We start from the raw sequence: 21,319 nt of genomic DNA, 5'->3' as shown, positions 1-21,319 counted from the left end.
CATTGTCAGATTCCGAGCAGCAGGCGCGGCACCCCCAATATCCGATCCGGCAGCGTGTTCTCAGGGTAGCTCCGGCCAGCCAACTCTGGTAATCGGGGCCCGTCGAAAGGTTTCGACCGAAGAAACAGACGCGCTCGTAGCTCAGCTGGATAGAGCATCGGACTTCGAATCCGAGGGTCGGGAGTTCGAATCTCTCCGAGCGCGCCAGCAAAATCAAAGGCTTATCGCGCTATCGCGTACCGCTTTTGTACGTGGAAAGTCGTGGGGAAGCTTGCCCAAGTGGGAGACCCTCCTCGTTTATTCGGGCTGGACCAGATTTTACAGCGTCCAATCAGTGCAACGAAAATCAAGGAAAACGCTGGACCTTCCCTGGAGCGGCGAAGAAATCGCCGACGCCCTGGATATGTTTGCGGCGGGTGAGATCGAGCACGGTGAAGCGGGAGAGGGCTTGCGAGGCAGGCGGGAAGGGCATTCAGGGGGGCTCCGGTAGAGACCAAGGCGGGGGAATAGCGTTGCGGGGGCCACCATCGCCGAAAGTCCGCGTCTTGTCATGCGGCGGAGCACCGGATCAACGCCTGCAAGCTAGCCATCTTGTTTTTGCTAATTTTAATTTGCCGGAAGGTACCTTTCCGGTTTTGACCCCATTTGTTGACCCCATCATCCCACCTTCAAAGTGAATAACCATCAAGCGCTCTTGGAGCCTTTGTTATCCCATTGAGATTGATTTTTATTTTGGCTCATCTCCTAAGTTTGCCTTCGGCTGCGAAAACGGCTGGCCATTCGAGCTTCTTGATATCACAACTGAAAATTGGGTTCGTTTCGCAAAAAATCTGAAATACAACTTATGGTAGAGCATATAGGTATTCAAACCTTAGATGTCGCTTCGCTTTTCGCCCCCGAATCAAGCGTCTGTTTGAGTTTCATCAACCTGCGAATGCTGCGATCTCGCCGCGCGGCCGCCCGCTTCTCGTAAAGAGAAAGATTTGTCAATTCTGACAATACGCGTTTGATGGCCAATGACCTCTCGGCTTCCTCTTGTTGCATTGTCGACAAGGAATCTTCCGCCTCGAGCAACTGGGGCCCTCGTCCTCGCACTGTTGCCGACATCAGCCATGGGTCTTTACGCGGATCAGTGGGAAAAAGTCGTGGCGTTTTAAAGTTGCCGAAAATATCTGTACGATCGATCAACGCTCGTTTCGCATCCCTAATTAGGGCGAGCTCATTCTCGGCCTCCGCCACAATGCGCGCATGTTCAAGCGCGATCGCGCCGGAGGTTCTATCAGCAATTTTATGAGCAAACGCTTCCATCTCCTCGGCCACTGCTGCTCGGGCACGCCTTGAAAAAAGTCCATGACGATAAGCGTTGTTGCTGGCACGTTTCTTACCTGGGGCCGAGCGAGGGCCAGAACTTTTCTTGGCGTTGCGACGATTCGCTGCAATTTGGCGTTCGCTTGCCATTTCAAGCAACCGACCGCTGGGGTGTAACATCCGCCATCAACAACCGATCGGAATGGCGACGCACATCATCTGCGAAACCGACGCGATAGCTTTTGATGAAGCGAAGTGATTTATCGAGCCGCGAGCTTGCGAGGACCAAGGCTTTATCCAACCATTCCAGTTGGTCCGACGCCAACCTGATTGCCTCTGCCTCAATGGCGGATTCATCGAGATCAAATCGCTTGAGGATTTCAGAAACCTCTTCCCTCGCAGCCGCATCCTCGAACCATCTCTTTGCCAACGCTTGGGCTTTGATTTTTTGGTTGATCGTCAGAAGCTCGGTCAAAAGGCTTTCCAATGCCCGCCGCGACATTTGGTGGATGACGCTGACTTTGCAATTGCGCAGCCGTTGGATATCCCAAATTAAAGCGGTGATCTCCTCAACGTACACTGCTTCGATCGGACCTTGAGGTCCAATCTCTTCAATCAGCTTCCTTATGGAGCGATGTGTATTCATCGGCAGACTCCGATCTCAACACCGGCGGCTTTGAACGCAAAGCGACGGTGACGATTTCCTTTTTTTGATCCACGTACATTCTCCAGTTGGGTTTGCGCCTCGATCGACTCGGTTCCGAAAAGTAAGAATAAACGCCCCTTCAGAAAAGCTAACCGACGGAAAAAAGGCACCACTAATTCCGCGTGATTTGGAATCTTCACCCATTGGGTCAGATTGCGGGTCGTCCCCGACGAGTGGTTCGCTTTCATCTAGGCGATGAACCGTACCCAAGCAGCGATCGCGAAAGTGGCAAAAGCCGCGCTCGCTCAGAAAGCTCCAGCTTGACAGCGATCAAACCCCGAGGCGGACTCGGCCTTTAGATCTCGCAATCTCTGCTGCCGCTACGCCGCCAGCGACATATCGGGGCGCCGCCGGTATCGCTGCCGATACGCCCCGTAGAGGTAGCCGGCTCTTAGCCGGGGCGGCCGTTGACCGGAGCGTCGTCCGTGAGCCGCGTCTCGAGGCGCAGGTCAGTGATACCGAAATCTGGACAGCTTCAGTTTTTAGGCCGGTCGGCCGCATCAGCTCGCCGGCGATCTGCGGGTTCCGGGACTCACAGTAAGGATCGTGGTCGCAATACCTTCCGGAACTGAGTAACGGCGAATATTCCAGAACCATTCGGTGATCTCGACGGCGTATTCGACGAATTCCTCCGGCGGCGCTGGCCGGCGCTTCTTCTCTTTGGTCGACTTCGGCTTGATTTCGGCGGTCACAGCAGGCCTCATCGTATGCCTGACGTCGGGGAGTTTTCGGCACCATCGCGGTGACAAGCAAGCAGAGCTGCGTCTAGGCTCGTGATCATTTGCTGCGAAGCTGACGAAGGTGATGCCAGAATTTTGTTTTTAAGAAACTCGATCGCCGCGACGGCTTGGGCGAGTTCCGCCTTCTCGGCTTCTTGCCGAAGCTTGTCCATTTCGTGCGCATCGATTCGCCTAGCGTCGCCGTACCAAAGGTCCCTCACGCGAGAAAATGGTATGTTCAGCCGGTGTGAAGCGCGGCGGATAGCTGCCTTCACCTTGTCTGCGGCTGGACGCGGTTCTGCACATCGTCGAACGAGGGTCTGCGCTTCATCGATCGAGGAGGTGTATGACGAATTCGGCAATTTGGTTGGTCCAACCATTTGCTACCTTTGATTTAATAGATGTTTGACGGCACTACCAATGAGTGGGAGTAATGGTTGGGGGCCGCTTCGAGAGGCGGCCAATCCCGTCCCCGACGGGCTGGTCGGCAACTAATCATCATGTCGCACTTTGATTCTCTGTACATTCGGCAATCTCACCGCGGCGTTTTCAGTCGTTGCCTCGGCGACTACCTCCTCGATGGTTTTTTTGATCCACTGGCCAGCGCCGACGGCGCATTCCGCCTGTTCCTGCAACATGAATCCGTATAAACGACGTTCGCGGATCGCACCGATCACTTTCTCCAGATAGTCTGCCGCGTCGGCTGCTGCAAACGTCTCTTCAATTGCGATACCGTGCAACGGCGGCGGATCGTCGTCCTCTGGATTTCGCTTCGCTTGAAACGTGAGGCATATTGATACGGCCATAAGGTCGTCCGGATGCTGGGTCGGCCGTTCCGTTTTCTTAGCCATTTGCCTATACTTCCTCTTTTGGTGGTGTGACGATTGGGTGTCTTCGTTGCGATTTGCGTGTGGACAATCGTAAGTGTTGATGTCTCGAACTGGCCCGCCGGCTCTAAATCGTGCGTCGTTCTTATGGGATGCCCCGGGTTGAGACCCACAGCATTCGCGATGTCACGAGAGGATCGATAGCCCTTCGCTCCCACCAGGCAACCTCGTCTCCGAAGCTGTGGTTATCGCGGTGATGGGTTCTGCAAAGAGGTACGGTGAACTCATCGCTCGCCTTGCGTCCCATTGCCCGCGGCTGGGCAAACCTGAGATGGTGAGCATCAGTGGGACTTCTTCCACAGACTAGACACGGCTGGGATGCGACGAATTTGAGATGGGCTTTATCGCGGAGCCGACGAATTTCACCGAACGTAAGCTGGCTTTTATCGATCTTGGTGGGAGCGGCATCGGCTTGAAGATCCGTCGGCGGCGGGTTGTTATCGATGGTTGGCTTCGATGGGACCGGAGGCGCAGCAGATTGCTCAGCCACGGCTTTAACCTTTCTGGGACGTCCCCTTGGCCGCAGCGGGTTGTCGGCGTCCGTTGATGCTGAAGGCGTTTGGGTCGGCGTTGGATCGATCGGGGCGGACGTCTGTTCATCCGTGGCGCGCTCATGTTCGGTGTGAGCCTGTCTGGTTTCGCAAAACAATCCTGCGAATTCCGCCCAGGAGTTGGAGGCGTTCATGTCGACCACCCGGACCGCTTCGATCCTCGGCTTCGGAGGTTCGCAGTCAAACAGAACCGGGGTTTCGCCGGTTTTGACCGCCCGCCAGAAGGCCTTTTCGGCTGCGATCAGGATGGTCTGGTAGATCGGGTCGGCTTCAACAGACAGTTCAACCAACTTGCCGCCACCGTCGATGATGGAGAGCACGGATTTCTTGGTGCCGGCGACCAGCATGTTGTGCTGGAGCTGGGCCATGTGCTTCTCCGCGGCCGCCTCGTCCGAGAACGACCATGGCAGCATAAATTTGGCCTCGAACACGGCGCCGGTTTCCCGGACCAGTCCACCCAGCGTAGCGGCCATCCAGGGGATCGTCCGGTGAATCACGTGGCGTTGGACGTCACAGATCCGCTGGCCGGAGTTTAGTTCGTACCAGCGGCGGTTGAGGTCTTCGGTGACAAGCCCGAGCTGGACGATCGGGAAATCCGACATATCGGGAGCGGTATCCTCGCCGCGCTTTTCCCGCCAGAGCCGCAACAGGGCCTTCTCGTCCTTGCCCATGATGATCTGGGCGTCGGAACCGCAGATAAAGTGGCGGCGGTTATGTTTGGAGAGGGCAGCGCTGTTGATCCTACGCAAAGCTCCGCCATTCACCGAATTGGTGTGGTTGGTCATTATCGCTCCTGAATTTGATATCGTTGGCTACACGATTCATGTAATGTTACACGAAACGGAAGTCAACCTATAAAATGTAGGGTTACATAAAAAATGTCTATTACCCCGGCGCAATGCCGCGGCGCTCGCGGTCTTCTTGGCTGGTCGCAATCGGATTTGTCAGGGGCAAGCAAAACCGCAACGAAGACTATTGCAGATTTTGAGCGCGGGGCGAGAGAACCGTATCCGCGTACGCTTGAAGACGTGCGAGCCGCCCTCGAAAAGGCCGGAGTCGATTTCATCGCAGAGAATGGGGGAGGACCCGGAGTCCGCTTGCGCAAAGTGCAACGCTAATTAGGCTCGGGCCGCCATCAATCGTCGATTTTTGGAAACTCGCCACGCCTGCAGGAATGATTTCCGCCGGCTTCGCGACAATCTGAGGATCTGCTAAGCCGATAAAGCTATTTCATCATTGTGGAAGCTTCCTATCCGAGTGAGACCAACGCGGGATTCGCGGCCATGACCAAGTCCGCAGGCTAGCACAGGGACGCAATCGACCTAGCTGCTGCACGAAATCCAGCAGATGGTCGAGGTATCGATCCGAGCGGCTGAATGGCTGCAGGGTGTCGAGAAGGGCGTGAGGGTTTTTCAAATGCCGCGTGCAGACCATGGGTTGTTAGATTTCAGCCTCTTCGACCTCGCGCGGCGCGTTAAGGCATCGCGGCAGATGCTCTTCGAGGGCGACAGGCCGGCAACTATCAAACCTGTGCTTACGTCGTTCGGCCACGGACGGACCTGAGCGCGTAAACGAGACAGCCCGCCGGTTCACGCCGGGCGGGTTTCATTGCATCTTTTTTAACTAAATTCGCTCAACCTCAATTTGCGAACTGGTGTGAGAATCAAGCCGTCATCGGACCGGACACCGATGGCGGCTTTTTCTATTCCCCGCAGGAAATCCAATGGCTGCGCTTGTGGTGCATGCTTCGAAAGACGGCGAGAGCACCCGGACGCTCTTCACCAGCCCTGTGCTCACGGTCGCGAAGGCTCGCGAGTTGTTTAAGGCCGGATGGCAGGTCCACGTCGTTGACGCCAATGGCCGCGTCTTCCATCCTGATAAGTTCGACCACCTTCTGAGGTTCGATCCCCCTAAGCCGGCGATCAAATTCTGAGCCCGCCGGTCACGCCGGCGGGCTTTTCGTTGAAGATGGCCGCTATCATAAAGCACTTATCAATGGCGATGCCGCCAACCATAGTGGTGGCCGCGGCCCCAACCGTAATGATGGCCACGACCGCCCATATGGCCGTGACCGTGACCGTGACCATGACCGTGGCCGCCCTTGACTTGGATGACGGCGCCATCGGAGCCGCCGAGAGCATCCGGTGTTGCCGCGGACATCGCGGACGCTGGTCCTGCCGCAGCAAGACTAGCGAGTGCAGCAAGTCCAACAAGCGCAAATTTGAGTTTCATGGGTTTCTTCCTGTTGCATTCTAGAATGTCGCGCACAGTAAGAAGCTGAAAGTGAACACGCGATGAGCAGGCGAGCCCGTTTTGGCGTACGCGGGTGTCGCGCCGGCGGGTTTTTCTTGCGAGGCGCCAATAGCCTCCGTTTGGCTAAAGCTCTGGCTGATTGTCTACTTGTGCGAACGCGACGCCGAGCCGATTCTCTTTCCGCCATATGACCCGGCAATGTCGGCTCACCCGATCGGTCACCATGGTCAGCGTGAATTCGTGGGGGATAGCTAGTGCAAATGGAACATCAAGGGCGGCGCCGGCCTCTGACAAGTTTCGGACCGCGCAACTGTGTGCGCCGCGATCGAATTCGATCGTCGCGCTTTTGAGGACGCGACGTCGACTAGCCCTGCGATTTTCATCCATGTGCGCCGCCGTTGGTTTTGGCAACCATGGAGTAAATTCCTTGCGCGGCGGTTATTAAGGCCAGTTAACAAATCCGTATTGCGTGCGAACAATGTCGCGCCGGGCCGTGCAGCACATGGTCAAGCTGACCGAGACACGCGAGATCACGCCATCCGGACGAGGAGAGGTGAGGGGCGCCGGCTCACGCCGGCGGGTTATCTGTGAGAACATATTTCGATCGGTGAGAAGTGTGGCTCACCCAAGAGCCACCGCAGTCAATCGTCTATCTTTCGCGCGGGAGCGCCACGGTCAGAGGGTAGAGTCTTGTATTTCCTTCGGCGCCACTCGCTTGCGACAATGACGGTGCTGATGCCGCCCATTTCCAAAACCCAGTTCCAACGAAGTCCCAGTATTGTCTCACCGATAAACCTGTCGATATGGTGAAACGATGCCGCCCGGATCAAGACGAACGCCAGAATCGTTGTTGTGCCAACGAGAGCGAGCCATGTTGGCGCGGGAGATTCCCTGGCGAAGGTTAGCAACACGCAGATTATCAAAATACAGGCTGCGGCCACGCCCATAATGAACCAAACTTGGACTATCCGACGCTCGTTGTACCAGCCTTGATGGTCCGCGACGACGCGACCGAACTCGGTCAGTGCCGTTTGAAGGTCAAGCTGTTTGTTGATTCCGAGAGCGACAAACAGAAACGAGATCGCGCGCCATGCGTATTTTTCGCTGTCAACGAATCTCTCTTTTAGGCGCACAATATTCGCAGTCTTCGATGTACTCACTACTGCTAGGAAATAGAGAAACACCGTTACCCAACCTCCTAAGGATGGATCCCCGATTCCTGGACTCCAATTGAATTGGTGCATTAAAATATAGCTCTGGAAGGGGTAGCTGTACCGCTTCCAGAGAGTAAAGGCAGCATATTTCGCGCGGCAGCGATTGTCGCGCCGGGATTGGCTCCGCTCGACCCTAAGAAGGGGGTGGCCGCGGAGTCCGCTGCCACGGTGATGGCGGCCACGGCGATCTAAGCCGCCACCGGGCTAAGGGCCGAGCGTTTGCCCAACACCACGTTCTGCGCTTCTATTGACGTATGTAAGAAAAGGTGACCCGGTTAAGCATGTCCGATAACCGCAGCATTGCTGGTTCGACTGCCTTAGCTTTGATGTTTTCCGCCGCGTCTGGGCAAAAAGAAAAAGCCGCCTGAAGGCGGCTCTTAAATTCAAACCTGATGATCGTGGATCAGGCGGCCATCAATGCAGGCTTGGATTTCCGACGATAACGGTCGCGTTCTGCGCGACCGTCGTTGCCGGCCAACCAAAGGATAACCAGATCGAGTTTCTGCGGGCGACGCTGGCGAAGTTTGCGGACGTTTCCGACCAACGGTCGCCTCTCGACGATCGCCAATATCCCGCTTACGCGGCAAAGTTGCTACGGCCAAGCTTGGGCGCGAAGTTTGACCGCACTGCACCCGTAATTCGGATGTTTTGTGCTGCCGTAATTCGGGACCTTAGTTTTTGGGTCCGTACCGCACTTATTCCAGATTGAGGCCGGGCGCCTCAAACTGTCGACTCCATTCAGTCGGCAGAATCGCGAAGCCGCTCGATGCCGATGCCGCGGGGCAGGCGACCCTTCCCTTCTACGGCTGCTTTCACAAGATTGGGCGCGGGAAGGCAAGCGAGATGGTCACATTGACTTGGCGAATGCTGCACTTCTCGCGAGCGCAAAGCTCCGCGACCGTGGTCACGCGACCTGAGACAACGGCCGGGACAAATCTTAAAAACGACTGCGCGCATGGTCTGTAGACACTTGGCACTGTCCTGATTCTAACACCCGTATCTGCATTAAGATGCTTCATCAGACACGATAATAAGCTTTGCGCCGACCGCGGCGATGATCTTGACGAGCGTTTCAAACGGTGCGGCAGTCTCCCCGGTTTCGTATCTCCAGATGGTTTCGCGTCGAACCCCCGCTCGTTCGGCAACTAACGTCAGCTCGTGGCGGCCTCGGACGTAATTCAAAAGCACTTTTTGAAAGGTCATTGGGTCGTCGAGTGACAAGACCTTGTTGAGGTGTTCGACCATGTCATTCCGAGCATTTTTAGTGAGCGTGTTCATGATTGTCTCAACCTGGCTTGCGAGCTTGTCCGGGAAAGATCGAAGGTTAGCTTCGCGCCGTTGCCCACAAGCAACGTCTCAAAAGATGGCTACTTTTGCCAAGTGAAGATCACACGAACTGTGCAGTTCCTGAACCATCCGCATGGGCGATGATGATCCTACGCTTTGGCCGGCTTTTTTTGCGCGGCGGGATCGAATATGCGCTCGACGTGACGGTTCAATGCCCGCATGACTCCGATACGAGCGAACGTCGTCGGGCCGTCATGTTCTGCACCAGCATGAGCGCCTCCATTGCAGCCTGCCATTCTTGGGCATCGTGCTCCGCCTTGGGCTTTGGTGATGTATAGAGCGGCGTCACGGAGCCTGACCAACGGCTTTCGGCTGGGCACCGTGATCGGATCGAAGAACCGTTGATCCCACGGCACGGGCTCCACCATGCGCGATCACTCGCGCCCCTTCCGCATCTGGCTAAGATAGTACTCTATCTCCTCTTGGCTTTCATCGAACGAACGTTCTCGTGCCGACAGCTTTCGCTCAATCGGCAATAGACAGACTAGGCCGCTTACCAGGAATGCCATACCGCCAACGACCATCGATAGACCCAATGCTTTCATTTAAAATCGCCCCAAAAGCACAATCCTAGCTTGACCGGAGGACGTTGCAAGCCACCCACGCCACTTGGCGTACAAAATCCGGAGGCTCTAACCGCTACTGGATGAAAGCTCACTGGCAAAAATGACTGTGCCAATTAGCGCAAGTGGGAACGTTATTGCCGCAACTAGCCAAATCGGGATGGTCCAAAAATGACCGATCCATTGTTCAAACGCCAAACAGAAAACTGCATCGATCGTAAACGCAAGCGCAATTATCGCGAGGGCTGGTAGAATACCTCCAACCACTATCGAGGACCAACTCGGTGTTGCTGCTATCCAATCGATCTGATCGAACCGTTTATAAGAATCGTAACTTTCGGAAATAACGAAGGAACGCGAAAATTCACCTGGACTTCCGTCCAGTACCTTCAGAACCAACTGGTTCCATGCCTCCGCCCCTACCGACCCGATCATCCTGCGGCCGTCTTTGAAGCGAACGATAAAAGGTACGCCCGTGTCGTCGGTAATTAATTTCTTTAGAGCATCGAAACCGGATATTGCGGCGGTGCTTGCACCACATTCATGGCGTCTCATAGCTTCGCCGATGTTATCGAATCGCTCTAGTGTCTGAACATTGGAGTGCGGGATAAATTCTGGTAAATTTCCCGTGCCATCGCACGGCCTCAAGCGAAAACCATGAGGATCTGCCGAACCTGATTTAAAATCACCAGCGAAAATTCTAAGTGTCATATAATTTTCTCAAGATCGATTACAAGAATACCGCGTGTCCTACACCAAATGTAACTTCTGAAGTATAATAAATATTGCGTGCGTCCGGCGTCGGAACCAGTTGCAAAAGGCCGCCCCAACCGTTGCGGATGCGACGAGTCGGCAATCCGGGGGGCGGTGGGAGTGAAGTTGGCACGGCCAGACGGGTGCTGAACCAAAAGCAAAATTGACTTAAACGCGGAGCGTGTAAAGGGAGATTCATTCCAACAAGATAGCGCTTGTTGTCAATAGCGCTAATCTCCTTCAAATCCGACGGCAATTCATGTCATTAGGTGATCCCCGAAAAAATGGACAGGATTGAGCTGCTTTTAGCTCCATCTTGATCGGGCTGATATAGGCGATGGCGGAGTGACGACGCCTTCGGTTGCGCGAGTGGCTTCTGCCGGTGTCGCATATTTCCGGAGGTGGACCAGTTCGGTTTTGAGTGTGTGGAAGAAGCTCTCCGTCGGGGCATTGTGGTAGCAGTCGGCCCTGCGACTCATCGAGGCCTGGAAGCCAGCGGACTGCATCACCTTCCGGTACCCCGAGGCATATTGAACGCCCCGATAGGAATGGTGGATGAGGCCGGCGCCAGGCCGCGGCGTCGAGATGACCATCCTCAAGGCTGGAGCGGCAGTTCGGTGCGCAAATGATCTTTCATCGCCACAGGTCCATGACAGCCGCCAGGTAGAGCCATCCCTGATCGGTCTCGATGTAGGTGATGTCGGCGAGCCATATCCGGTTCGGCGCAGCGGCGATAAAGTTCCCGTCGAGCAGGTTCGGCGCGACCGGTTACGCGTCGTTGCATCGCGAGTCAGTCCGACCGTTCGATGACCGTCCTGCAGGCTCTAATCGTGGTGGCACTACCTTTGCTGAATATCCTCAAAGACCGGAAATCAGCAAGGAAAGTGTCCTATGATGAACCTCTCGCTGTCCCAAAGGGACACGACATATCGCTCGATCGGCAAGAAACCCCGTCGCGTTGCGTGGTTGCGCCGGTCACCGCAGCGTTCCAAGCCATCACGTCTCAGGCGGAGGGGACCGCGATGGGTGCTCGCGGCGCTCCTCTTGCTCGCCGCCGATGCCGTGCTTGCGATTATCGTCTGGCTCGTTGTCGAACGCCTCGTCCGATAGAAAGTCCGCAATGCCGGCGTGGGACTCCAGAAACATACCGACGAAATAAGCAGCCTGGCTGACGAATAGACATGCAACAGTGACGAGCACACCCTCTGAAAATCCGAAGCCATGAGAGTGGAGAGCAGTAGCTGAAACAAATGCGATGAGAAGTCCGACTATCGCATTTGCCCACACTGGAAACACCAAGCCGGTCGCCAGTCCAAGCAAAGCGCTCGCGGCCAAGGCAACCAAAACGAGGATCATCACATATTCCCATCACAACGCTGACCCCGACCTTCTCTATCGTCGCGAGAGGCCATGGTCGTCAGTAAGCGGCATCAGGAATAGCAAGATGGTTTGGAAATCCCCGTAAAATCCGAGTATCGTTAATCTCAACAAAGCAAATAAAAACAGCGATAAATGACCCAGCCGACGCGGATTTGTAATAGCCGTCGGTAGGGCGTCGCCCGCGCGTTTGAGTGCGGCAGGCCGGACAAAGGCTGATTGCAAAATTATTCCCATTTGCCTTTCACCTTGCACCGCCACCTGGCCTGACGATTGGACGCTACCGAGACCTTCGCAAACATTGTCGCGCGGTTGCATTTATGCCAGAGCGTTTCGTCGGCGACGGGCTCCACGCAGGGTGTCGACCGACTTGTGCCGGGTCACGTCCATGATCTTGATCAAGGCACCTTGTGCGTCTGCCGACGTCACGAATCCGCTTCTGAGCGAATGACCGGTGAACCGGGCGGGGGTCCAAGCCGAGGAGTTGGCCTTGTGCCTCACGATGTCGGCCACGGAAGGCGCCGGACAGCCGGTGCGGGCTCACGTGGCGACCTTTCAGGACCGGACGGAAGATCGGTCCACTTTCGATGCCGGCGGCCTCCAGCCAAGCCCGGAGCGCCTTGATCGGCACACAATCGCCCCCGAATGGGACGGCGACAAGGCCCCGATGACCTTGGTCGGTTTCACGGCGCCGATGGTGACAAGGATGCCGTTTGGATGTCTGCGATCTCGCAGCTGACGCGCGCTGCGCAGCGTCCAGCGCGGTGGCTAGCGGCGAGAGCGGGAAAGGCACCAGCGGCGCTGGAGTCGTGGCGGGGCCTGGGCCTGGGCAGTCGTTCCCGCGCGAAAGATAAACGATTAAGTCTACATAAGGCGGGACAGTTTTGCGCTCAATGCACGGAAACCCTGTCGCGCAAGACGTTTACCTTTTTGGCCGCGTGAAAGGAAACGCGATTCGAATCTTCCTAATGGCTCTTACATTCTAGACATGGTCAGGAGCTGCGCCGCTCACGGCGCAACAGTGGGGAGGTCCGCAGGATGGTTTCTACTCAGGCCAAGCGAATGGTCAAGTCGATACAAGAATCGACCAATCACAATGAAGGCTTCCGCCGAGCGCAGCAGATAGGGCCAATAGAATTTCGACGATCCGGTCAACCAAAGTGATTGCGTAGAAGTTGACGGGATAGCGCCCGATGCGCGCCCTGGATGGCAAGCCAGAGTTCGGGCGGCGTGCGGCGAGGACTAAGAGCCCGACCCTGTCGCGTGAAATTTAAATAAAAAAAAGACCGTTATTTGTTTGATTAATATACATAAAAGAGCGGCCTTCACCGATAAAACCGAAAATATGCTTGTTTTTTATGACCAGCGCTGGTTTAATTAACCAAATTTAATGAATATTAAAATTTAGACCAGTCACTCCATAATAACCCTGACGGTAACCATCGTGGACGGATATTATAGATGGTCTTGGAAGCACGAGGAATGTCGGCGCGTTGGCTCCGGCTGGTTTCCCCTGCCGGCGTTAGCAGCGTGCCAGAGCCATCAAGGTGGGCGATGCTGTTACTCGGCTTCGCCGGCGTCGGCTTCATGGTCCATCGCCGCAACAGGGAAAGCGCTCTGCGTCTCGCGTAAACTCTCGATTGAAAACTTTGTAGCATGAAACACAGCACACTTAAGAGGCGCGACCCTCTCGACGACCTTTCGACCTGACCTGCTACCCATATTTCTGCGCAGGGTAGAGTCCGGCTTAAGAAGGACGGACAGAATGAAGCGACCCAGGTTTACGGAAGAGCAGATCATTGGCGTACTGCGGGAGCATGAGGCGGGTGCGAAGGCCGTCGATCTCGCACGCAAGCACGGCGTTACAAAAGCGACGCTGTATAATTGGAAAGCCAAATATGGCAGCGTGGACGTTCCCGAGGCCAAGCGTCTGAAGCAGCTTGAGGAAGAGAACGCCACGCTAAAGAAGTTACTGGCAGACCAGATGCTGGATGCGGCCGCACTTCGCGAGCTTCTGGCAAAAAAATGATAGGGCCCGTAGCCAAGCGCGAAGGCGTCACGGATCTGCAGACTGCCGAATTGATCAAAAAGCCGAGATCGATCATGGGTAAATGTCGGCTGGACAAGAAGACGCGTTCACCACTATTTGCTTGAGCAAAAAAATCGCGACCTAGAAGCGTTCCGCGCCGAGTGCAAAGGCCCGATGGTTCTATCAGCAGCCTGATCAAAATCCAAACACGTTACAGAGACCGCCTTCGGGCGATCTTTTGGTTTGGGACGAGTGAGCCAATTCACATTCCCCTCGCGGGCACCAGGCTAGGAGTATCAGACAGGACATTGCTAGGTGCCCCGCCATGAACAAATGATCTGCAATTGCAGGCGAGCTCGACAACCGCACCTAGCGAGAGCCTGGCCTGCTACAGTTGCTGCGCCTTAGGCAAGTCGTGCAGAAAGCGGAGGGGGCCCTTACTCCACACGAAGCAAATCAGACCGCCTGGGTTCCAGAATTAACCCGGAGCGCGGACATCAAGCTTAACGAGCAAGTTTCGTTGCGGCGTCATCCACTTTCGCTATCACTCACTGCGTGCCGGGCAATTTCCCCAAGTCCGGGCCCACCGTGCCCAAAGCCTTCAGGCGATCATATTCCGCTCGGCGGCTTTGTTCACTCGATCGTTTTTCGGTGGGCACAAAACGGTACTCGGCGACAACGGTTGGAAACATATTTGTTGAAGCGCTTCTGAACAAATCATGGCTATATTTCAGTCCAGTGACGGACCAAATCGACCGTCTCGCGGGTCTAGGTTCGCGTATGTCGTTTATTTGGCGGCGATAACGGTAGCGACCTTTGGCTGGCTGTGGCTCATCGCGTGGATTGCAACGAAGCTCGTTTAGTCGGACTAATGATTTCGTCGCCGGCGCAGTGACAGATGGGCCACACCACAAGGCCAGGCATCCAAACCAGCACCATCCAAAAGATGACCGTTGCCAACGTGCCAAGGGTCGTCCCCGCGTCATGACTATACCGGAAGTTTACTCGGATTCGCTCAATTGACATGCGAAAGGCTGTGCGCAATCTGAAGGTGTCCAAGCCAAAAAGTGAAACCTCTAATTTTCGCACGAAATGATCGACTCGACCGGGACGTGAGAGCGGATAGAGGTATATTGAGAGCAACGGCTGACGGCTTCTTCAGGGAAACCCAGCGCTTATTTGGGGGTAATTGATCCGGTCTGGTCATCGGGCTTCGACGACATACAACCCCGGCAGATGATCATCATTTTCGACAGTTTAACTTCGGCGGCACGGTCAAGAGCATCGCGAACAGACCACCATTCCTCCGAATATGGCTTTAGCGTAGCCAATTCTGCCTCCTTAGAAGAGTCGTCGTCAGATGCTACCGCCTTGCTCTGCTTTCGAGTTTTTGCGGGTTTATTCCGAACCGGAAAGGGACCGAGATTACGTACTGGAAAGGGACCGAGCCCACCCCAGCCTGTCAGCGCAGTGCTCGGAGATTGAATGTAGCACCCACTTCCAAGGCAGCAGCCGGAAAGAGCCAAACCCGCCGCGATCACAAATATTAATCGTCTGCTCATGGCCAAGCCTTGCTCGTCACGATCCGCGCGGATTGATCAGGTAACTAGCCCAGCTATGGTTAATTTTTCCTTTTCGGCCCAACCGGATAGGCTGAGGGAATGTTGTCGTCCAACCGCAACCTGGTGTGCCCTCGGCGCGCGACCTCAAACATCGTCGCGAGTTCAGCGGCGGTGACGGCGGGTAGCGTCACGGCGACCTTGCTGACAGTGGCACCAACGGCAACGCTGTCCGGAGCTGTTGGCTGGGCCGTGTCTAATTGGTATTTGGACAAGGCCATACTTGATCGAAGGCTCTTACGACCAACAATGTAAAATCGTCGTTCATCTGCTCCGGGTGATCGTCCAAGTATTTCGCGACGATTCTCACCTTCTGCCCAGGAGCCACCCTTGGCGGCGGACAAAAGCGAATGCTCGGATCTAATGCGCGCCTCAACATAAAGATAGCATCGACGGCACCGGAGCATTCGCCCACTTTAACTGCTTCAATTTTGTCGGCCGGTACTGGGCTATCAGCGGCAAGTAAGCGACACCCCAACTTGTAGGTGTTCCCGGTTCCGTCTCCGCCGTACGCATTTGAACTTAAGAAAATAACAATGGACACGATCAAAAGCGATCGCGCGGACATGGTTCGACTCTCGACCAATTGGTTGGCGGCTCTTTTTTCACGTGCAGGAGAGCCGTTGCCGACTTTCGAGGGCGCCCACTCAGCCGCACTGAGCGGCGGGCAGCGTCCGCATCACATCAGATTAGCGGGATGGGCGACAAGTGCTTCCTCGGCGAAACTGGAGCGCGTCGTATCCTTCCGGGTCAACAATGTATTTAAAGTTACCATCAACCGTTGGAAACACAGCGATGACTGTGGCGGCCTGATGGTCGCCGACTGCATTATCAAGCTTTTCGCTAACCTTCGACATCGAAAAACTCCCTTCTATATTAAGATTATTCCCACAAATTAGTTAAAGCTTCTCTGCCCCGCGGCCATACAGCGGCCACTGCCCTGGCGCTGCACATGCTGACATGAAAGATGCCGGTTGCGACCTTTCGCCTCTTAGCCGATCGTCAGAAGTCAAAGCCGGCACCGCCGTCGGGCGGTGATTATGTTTGCGCAGCTTCGCGTAAGCAAATAGAGAAGCTTGCCTGTACGACCAGCTTTTCGATTTAAGGTGCCTGACGATGTCTACACTGACATAGTACGCGCGGGGAAATATAGGAGCCGTGCACGGCATTTATTTTGCAGCGATTAGGTAGCCATAATTGGATGGCCTTGGTTCACCGCTGCTGTGTGCTGCTGCTCAATTTGTCGGGTTCAAACGGTGCGCACCACAATAAGCATGTCATCAACAAAACGCATGGCGTCCAGGAAAGCATCATTCCGAGTATCACAGCTTCGATGGTCGTCACCGAAATCTCCCCAGAATATTCACTAAAGTGATTCGTACTTGGCAAATTGTGCGCTAAATCGATTTTTCGACAAGCAAAAGATGTTGTGCAGCGCAGCTCAGTGGGACGAAGTCGGGAGGTGTCGATGGAGAAACTATTAATTGTCGCAGCGCTTGCATGCCAACCCGGTGATCGGCTGATCGACCTGAGTGGCAAGATACCGCGCGGACTTCAACACCTGGACTTCGTCGTCTCTGTAGAGCCTTTCTACACACGCTTGTACATCTATCAACTTGGATACCCTGACAGCTTTCAGCAGTGCTGCAGCAACAAACCCACCTCAGTTCTACGCGTGCCGGTCGGGGCCGGTCGTTTTTGTGTTAGGCAAAGCCAGCCACAAATGAAATGGCGCGCGCGCGCCCTTGCTAGACCTGACGTCGAGATGTGAATTCCTGGACCAGCGGCAGAACCAACCCGAAGCGCAGCATTTCCGCATTTCCCTTAAGGGCGCGTATTCAATCGAACTCGATTGGTGTGGGCTTGGCCAATGTCCGCTATGCCCCCGGTAGCAACCAAATTCCGCGTCGCAACGAAATGACGCGATGTGCCAAACCCGGAAGTCGCCGCACAAAGAAAAAGCCGCCCGAAGGCGGCTCTCAATTCAAACCTGATGATCGTGGATCACGCAGCCATCAATGCTGGCTTCAACTTCCGACGATAGCCCATCTGAGCCTCCTCGGCCTGTGAGAAGGCCTTAGAATCTTATTCGCGGCTCTCGCGGAATCCTCTCGATTCACAGAAAGTGGAAAATACTCTAGAAGGTGAACGGCAAAACCGGTCCAATATGCGTTTGACCACCGTCAACTGGTGATTGGTATTAATCAAGTTAAAAAAAATTTGGTGTTCGCTAATAAAATATGATGTAGAAGCCCAAAAGCAGAAAATCGAAACCAAATTTTAACCTTAAGATGATTGTAGCAATATGCCTTCGACCAGGGGTGGGTTTCAAAGCATTTTGACGCCGGACGCCGGTTGTCAAATTAATGCAATTGCAAGGATAGAGGCTTCCGACAGGGATGAATTGTCGCGGCAGGTCTTTGGGATCCTCGGCATCCCGATCGATGTTATGGGACTGTCGTCCTTGCTGAGGAAATTGGAGGCAGCGGTCAAATACAGGAAACCGTTTCTGATTTCCACACCGAACGTCAATTATCTTATAACTAGCCAGCTTGAGAGGCAGTTTCGAGAATGCCTGCTGCTGAGTGATCTCTGTCCTGTCGACGGAATGCCTATTGTCTGGATTGCGAAACTGCTGGGTGTTCCGATAAAGGATCGCGTTTCAGGTTCGGATGTGTTTGGTGCACTTAAATTAGCTGATCGGTTTGATCGACGACTTAGTGTGTTCTTGTTCGGTGGCGCTGACGAACTCGCGGCGCTTGTTGGCAACAATCTAAACGCTCAATCGAGCGGGCTAAAATGTGTAGGAACCCTCAATCCTGGCTCTGGTACTGTCGATGAGATGAGTAACGAACAAATTATTGATACTATCAACGCGAGCGGCGCAGACATTTTGGCGGTTTTTTTGAGCGCCAAGAAGGCTCAGGCTTGGTTGTTGCAAAACCACGACAGCCTTCGAATCCCGGTCCGAGCCCAGTTCGGCGCAACGATTAATTTTGAAGCCGGGACAATCAATAGGGCTCCGGCTTTCGTTAGGAGCGCTGGTCTTGAATGGCTATGGCGCATCAAGGAGGAGCCTTATCTTTGGCGGCGCTATTGGACTGATGGCAAAAGCTTATTGCGGCTCCTTTTAACCGGTGCGCTGCCCTTGGCTGTAGACTCTCTATGGATCCGATTCCGCAGCGCGCGAAGAGGCCGGGGCCTTGGGATCGAATTGCGCGAAGAAGAGCATGCGGTTATTGTGCGTCTCTCTGGCCTCGCAATCGCGGTTCATGCCGATGAGGCCATCAAAGTCTTCCGGCAAGCGTTAGGCAAAGAAAAGGCTATCGATGTGGACGTTTCTAGGACCCGTCTGCTTGACCCGCGCTTTTTTGGATTGCTGCTGATGGTTCGCAAACAGTTGCGCAAGAAAGGCCGGGCGCTCCGCTTTATTGGGGTATCGCCCTCAATCATCCGCGCCTTTCGACTAAACGGCTTTGAGTATCTTCTTTCCGAGGAGAAGTTGGTATGGAAGTCCTCGGCCGAACAGCGTAGCACCTCGGGGCAAACCGCCTAAACCACCCCAGTATCATCGAGAGAGATTGATATGATAGGCTTGCGACCAGTTGCGATATGCCTGCAGGCTATTGCTATCCTATCGATTGTCGGTCTTGCGGGCTGTGGTTCACCGGAAGAGCGCGCTCAGAACTATTACGAACGCGGGATGGCGCTGATCGCCAAAGGCGATGATCTCAATGCTCGGCTCGAGTTGCAGAATGCCGTCAAATACAAGGCCGACAGGATTGAAGTCTGGCGGGCGCTCGCCGGGATTGATGAGCGTACCAAAGCGCAGTCTCTCTTCTTGGATTTGCAGCGCGTAGTGGAGCTTGATCCAACCGATCTTGACTCGAGGTTGAAACTTGTCCGCATCATGCTCGCCGGCGGTGCCGCGGAGGCGGCCTTGAAAACCCTGGATGTTGCCAGAGAGGGTAACACGCCAAACGCCAATCTTCATGCCTTAAAGGCGGCGATCCTGGCGAGAACAAACGATCCGGCCGGAGCGCTAAAAGAAGCGCAGCGCGCCATGGAAATCGATGCCAACAACGTCGACGCGGTTGGCTATGTCGCGGCAAGGAAAGCGTCGGAAGGTGATGCCGACGGGGCATTGAAACTGCTCGGTGCTCTGCGTCCCGAACCGAAGGATGAAACCAGGATCGCTGTGGAAGAAATCCGGATTCTTCTACGAAAAGGCGATCTGCAAAAGGCGGAATCTTTGCTCCGCAAAGTCATCGCTCTGGATCCCAAGCAGCCCGCGTATCGCAACCAGCTGATTCAGGTTCTGATAGCGCAGCGGCGTTTCGACGAGGCCGAGAAAGAGTTTCGAGCGAGGACCGCGGCGGATCCGGCGGATAGCAAAGCCGGCCTTGATCTGGTCCGCTTCTTGAACGCGGTTAAAAGTCCCGAAGCAGCGCGGGCCGAACTAGATGCCCGCATCAAGGCGGGCGGCGACGTTTTCGATTATCAGATCGCGCTTGCGCAACTCGAGGCCGGGCAAGGCAAGGTCGACGACGCGACGGAATTGCTGCAGAGCGTTACAAAGTCCGCGACGACCCCCGCCAGGAAAGCGGTGGCGCAGCTCGACGTTGCGGAAATATATATCGGCAAGGGAAATCGTGCTGCCGCGGAGTCCCTGATTTCTGAGATCCTGACCGCAGATCGGCGCAACGTCGGAGCATTGCGACTGCGCGCGTCGATTAAGATCGACAAGGGTGAGATCGACGGCGCTATCGCGGACCTGCGCGAAGCTCTGAACGATCAACCGAAGTCTGCCGACCTTTTGATGTTGCTGGCGGTGGCTTATGAGCGCGGCGGGAAGCCGGAACTCGCGGAACGTCAATACGCAGATGCATTCAAAAACTCGAATCTCGATCCCGGCGTCGCCCTTCGATATGTCGCGTTCCTGCAGCGCAAGGGTGACCTCACCCATGCGGAAGACGTGCTAGTTGAGGTTGCGGGTCGTAATCCTGGTAATGTGCAGATCCTGTCCTCGCTAGCCCAAATCAGATTGTCCCGCAAAAACTGGGCGGGGGCACTAGCTTTAGCGGATGCGATCGGACGGCTAGGCGAACAGCGCGGGCTTGCCGACCAGATTCGCGCCGCCGCCCTCGCCGGGGAGAATAAAATCGACGAGAGCATTTCCGCCCTGGAAGACGCGCATAAGGCAGCCCCGGATCAGGTAGGGCCGGTGGTGGCTCTGGTGTCCGGCTACACAAAGCAGGGGAGGGCGGACAAGACGATGGCCCTGATGCAGGAAATGAACCAAAAGTTCCCGGGGAATGCGCAGCTTCTCGTTCTCACCGGACAGGCGTTGGTGGCTCAGAACAAGGACGAGGAGGCCCTGCAGAGCTTCAAGGCCGCAGTCGCGGCCCAGCCAAAGGATTCGCTCGGCTATAACGCGCTTTACGAGTTTTATGACCGGAAAAAGAATTTGGATGCGGCGGTGGATATCATACAGGCCGGGCTTCGCGAACTGCCTGGCAATCCTAATTTTCGACTGGCGCTTGCGGGATTGCAGATCCAGAAGGGGAATAACGATGCAGCGATCGCTCAGTATGAAGGCATCTTAAAAGACCTGCCAAAGTCGCCGGTCGCGATCAACAATCTGGTCAGCCTGTTGCTGGACAATCGCTCGGACAAAGACAGCCTGAACCAGGCATTGGTGTTGTCGAACGAACTGAAGAATACAAATGTTCCGCAGTTCCAGGACACGTTCGGCTGGGCGCAATACAAGCGGGGGGATTACAAGGCCGCCGCTTCGGTCCTAGAAAATGTGGCAATAAAGCTACCCACCCTTGCCGCCGTTCACTACCATCTCGGTATGAGCTACATGGCGGCTGGTGAGACGGAAAAGGCCAAAGAGCAACTCAAGATCGCGCTGGACCTTGAACCCGAAGGAACACCACTAAAACAGAGTATCCGAGCTGCTATCGAAGAAGTTTCACGCAACTAGCCCC

Annotated in this window: 20 protein-coding genes, 1 tRNA gene and 3 pseudogenes; 10 read left to right on the top strand and 14 right to left on the bottom strand. The window is 55.1% G+C overall.

Features of this window, described 5'->3' with window-relative positions:
- Positions 1-130: 130 nt before the first annotated feature.
- A tRNA-Arg gene (locus tag B5527_RS23990) sits at positions 131-207 on the top strand.
- A gap of 139 nt (positions 208-346) precedes the next feature.
- Here B5527_RS23990 and B5527_RS47165 read toward each other — a convergent pair.
- From B5527_RS47165 to B5527_RS47405, 7 genes are all read right to left on the bottom strand, one after another.
- On the bottom strand, positions 347-472 hold the full coding sequence (locus tag B5527_RS47165; RefSeq protein ID WP_276329276.1) for a hypothetical protein: 126 nt from the start codon (positions 470-472) through the stop codon (positions 347-349).
- A 392-nt stretch (positions 473-864) separates the two neighbouring features.
- Positions 865-1,458: a hypothetical protein gene (locus B5527_RS23985; RefSeq protein ID WP_154072487.1), complete on the bottom strand. Its 594-nt coding sequence runs from the start codon at positions 1,456-1,458 to the stop codon at positions 865-867.
- Position 1,459: 1 nt separating this feature from the next.
- Positions 1,460-1,954: a hypothetical protein gene (locus tag B5527_RS23980; RefSeq protein WP_079603749.1), complete on the bottom strand. Its 495-nt coding sequence runs from the start codon at positions 1,952-1,954 to the stop codon at positions 1,460-1,462.
- A gap of 560 nt (positions 1,955-2,514) precedes the next feature.
- A complete protein-coding gene (locus B5527_RS23975; RefSeq protein WP_154072486.1) occupies positions 2,515-2,706 on the bottom strand; it encodes a hypothetical protein in 192 nt (63 codons plus the stop codon).
- 8 nt (positions 2,707-2,714) lie between these two features.
- On the bottom strand, positions 2,715-2,906 hold the full coding sequence (locus tag B5527_RS23970; protein WP_154072485.1) for a hypothetical protein: 192 nt from the start codon (positions 2,904-2,906) through the stop codon (positions 2,715-2,717).
- A 318-nt stretch (positions 2,907-3,224) separates the two neighbouring features.
- Positions 3,225-3,584 (bottom strand): hypothetical protein, encoded by a 360-nt coding sequence (locus B5527_RS23965; RefSeq protein ID WP_079603746.1) that lies wholly within the window; start codon positions 3,582-3,584, stop codon positions 3,225-3,227.
- A 121-nt stretch (positions 3,585-3,705) separates the two neighbouring features.
- Positions 3,706-4,956: a YqaJ viral recombinase family protein gene (locus B5527_RS47405; protein ID WP_079603745.1), complete on the bottom strand. Its 1,251-nt coding sequence runs from the start codon at positions 4,954-4,956 to the stop codon at positions 3,706-3,708.
- Positions 4,957-5,049: 93 nt separating this feature from the next.
- On the opposite strand from B5527_RS47405, the pseudogene B5527_RS47400 reads away from it, so the two are divergent.
- The 3 genes and pseudogenes from B5527_RS47400 to B5527_RS23945 all read left to right on the top strand — a co-directional run.
- Positions 5,050-5,277, top strand: a pseudogene (locus tag B5527_RS47400) (helix-turn-helix domain-containing protein); the annotation flags it as partial.
- Between the two features lie 241 nt (positions 5,278-5,518).
- Complete coding sequence (locus tag B5527_RS23950; protein ID WP_079603743.1) at positions 5,519-5,734, top strand: hypothetical protein; 216 nt, start codon at positions 5,519-5,521, stop codon at positions 5,732-5,734.
- Positions 5,735-5,894: 160 nt separating this feature from the next.
- The gene (locus B5527_RS23945) at positions 5,895-6,104 is read left to right on the top strand and encodes a hypothetical protein (protein ID WP_079603742.1); all 210 of its coding nucleotides are present in this window, start codon (positions 5,895-5,897) and stop codon (positions 6,102-6,104) included.
- On the opposite strand, the gene B5527_RS44420 is transcribed toward B5527_RS23945, so the two are convergent.
- The 6 genes from B5527_RS44420 to B5527_RS23910 all read right to left on the bottom strand — a co-directional run bounded on the left by B5527_RS44420 (position 6,094) and on the right by B5527_RS23910 (position 11,657).
- Positions 6,094-6,258: a hypothetical protein gene (locus B5527_RS44420; RefSeq protein ID WP_154072484.1), complete on the bottom strand. Its 165-nt coding sequence runs from the start codon at positions 6,256-6,258 to the stop codon at positions 6,094-6,096. The two genes, B5527_RS23945 and B5527_RS44420, sit on opposite strands and share 11 nt — an antisense overlap.
- 289 nt (positions 6,259-6,547) lie before the next feature.
- Positions 6,548-6,811 (bottom strand): PilZ domain-containing protein, encoded by a 264-nt coding sequence (locus B5527_RS23935; protein ID WP_079603740.1) that lies wholly within the window; start codon positions 6,809-6,811, stop codon positions 6,548-6,550.
- 254 nt (positions 6,812-7,065) lie between these two features.
- Positions 7,066-7,608, bottom strand: a complete 543-nt coding sequence (locus B5527_RS23930; protein ID WP_245332235.1) for a hypothetical protein — start codon at positions 7,606-7,608, stop codon at positions 7,066-7,068.
- 1,035 nt (positions 7,609-8,643) lie between these two features.
- On the bottom strand, positions 8,644-8,916 hold the full coding sequence (locus B5527_RS23925; RefSeq protein WP_079603738.1) for a helix-turn-helix domain-containing protein: 273 nt from the start codon (positions 8,914-8,916) through the stop codon (positions 8,644-8,646).
- A 701-nt stretch (positions 8,917-9,617) separates the two neighbouring features.
- Entirely contained in the window at positions 9,618-10,259 is a 642-nt protein-coding gene (locus B5527_RS23915) for a hypothetical protein (protein ID WP_154072483.1), read from the bottom strand.
- Positions 10,260-11,297: 1,038 nt separating this feature from the next.
- Positions 11,298-11,657: a hypothetical protein gene (locus B5527_RS23910; RefSeq protein WP_079603736.1), complete on the bottom strand. Its 360-nt coding sequence runs from the start codon at positions 11,655-11,657 to the stop codon at positions 11,298-11,300.
- Positions 11,658-13,208: 1,551 nt separating this feature from the next.
- Between B5527_RS23910 and B5527_RS47795 the strand changes: the two are divergent.
- Both B5527_RS47795 and B5527_RS23895 read left to right on the top strand, forming a co-directional pair.
- Positions 13,209-13,310, top strand: a pseudogene (locus tag B5527_RS47795) (PEPxxWA-CTERM sorting domain-containing protein); the annotation flags it as partial.
- A 133-nt stretch (positions 13,311-13,443) separates the two neighbouring features.
- Positions 13,444-13,778: pseudogene (locus tag B5527_RS23895) on the top strand (transposase); the annotation flags it as partial.
- Positions 13,779-15,522: 1,744 nt separating this feature from the next.
- On the opposite strand, the gene B5527_RS47790 reads toward B5527_RS23895, so the two are convergent.
- Positions 15,523-15,894 (bottom strand): Rap1a/Tai family immunity protein, encoded by a 372-nt coding sequence (locus tag B5527_RS47790; protein WP_425305018.1) that lies wholly within the window; start codon positions 15,892-15,894, stop codon positions 15,523-15,525.
- On the opposite strand from B5527_RS47790, the gene B5527_RS23885 reads away from it, so the two are divergent.
- The 4 genes from B5527_RS23885 (at position 15,863) to B5527_RS23875 (ending at position 21,315) form a co-directional block, all read left to right on the top strand.
- On the top strand, positions 15,863-16,225 hold the full coding sequence (locus tag B5527_RS23885; protein WP_079603731.1) for a hypothetical protein: 363 nt from the start codon (positions 15,863-15,865) through the stop codon (positions 16,223-16,225). The genes B5527_RS47790 and B5527_RS23885 overlap by 32 nt on opposite strands.
- A gap of 569 nt (positions 16,226-16,794) precedes the next feature.
- A complete protein-coding gene (locus B5527_RS44415; RefSeq protein WP_154072482.1) occupies positions 16,795-17,097 on the top strand; it encodes a hypothetical protein in 303 nt (100 codons plus the stop codon).
- A gap of 534 nt (positions 17,098-17,631) precedes the next feature.
- Positions 17,632-18,882, top strand: a complete 1,251-nt coding sequence (locus tag B5527_RS23880) for a WecB/TagA/CpsF family glycosyltransferase (RefSeq protein WP_079603730.1) — start codon at positions 17,632-17,634, stop codon at positions 18,880-18,882.
- Positions 18,883-19,029: 147 nt separating this feature from the next.
- Positions 19,030-21,315 carry a tetratricopeptide repeat protein gene (locus B5527_RS23875; protein ID WP_172842638.1) on the top strand — a complete coding sequence of 762 codons (2,286 nt, stop codon included), beginning with the start codon at positions 19,030-19,032 and terminating at the stop codon, positions 21,313-21,315.
- The last annotated feature ends 4 nt before the right edge of the window (positions 21,316-21,319 follow it).

The sequence above is a fragment of the Bradyrhizobium erythrophlei genome, assembly GCF_900129425.1.
Lineage (GTDB): Bacteria > Pseudomonadota > Alphaproteobacteria > Rhizobiales > Xanthobacteraceae > Bradyrhizobium > Bradyrhizobium erythrophlei_C.
Note: the sequence above shows the minus strand (reverse complement) of the source record. Positions and strands in the feature narration are given on the sequence as shown.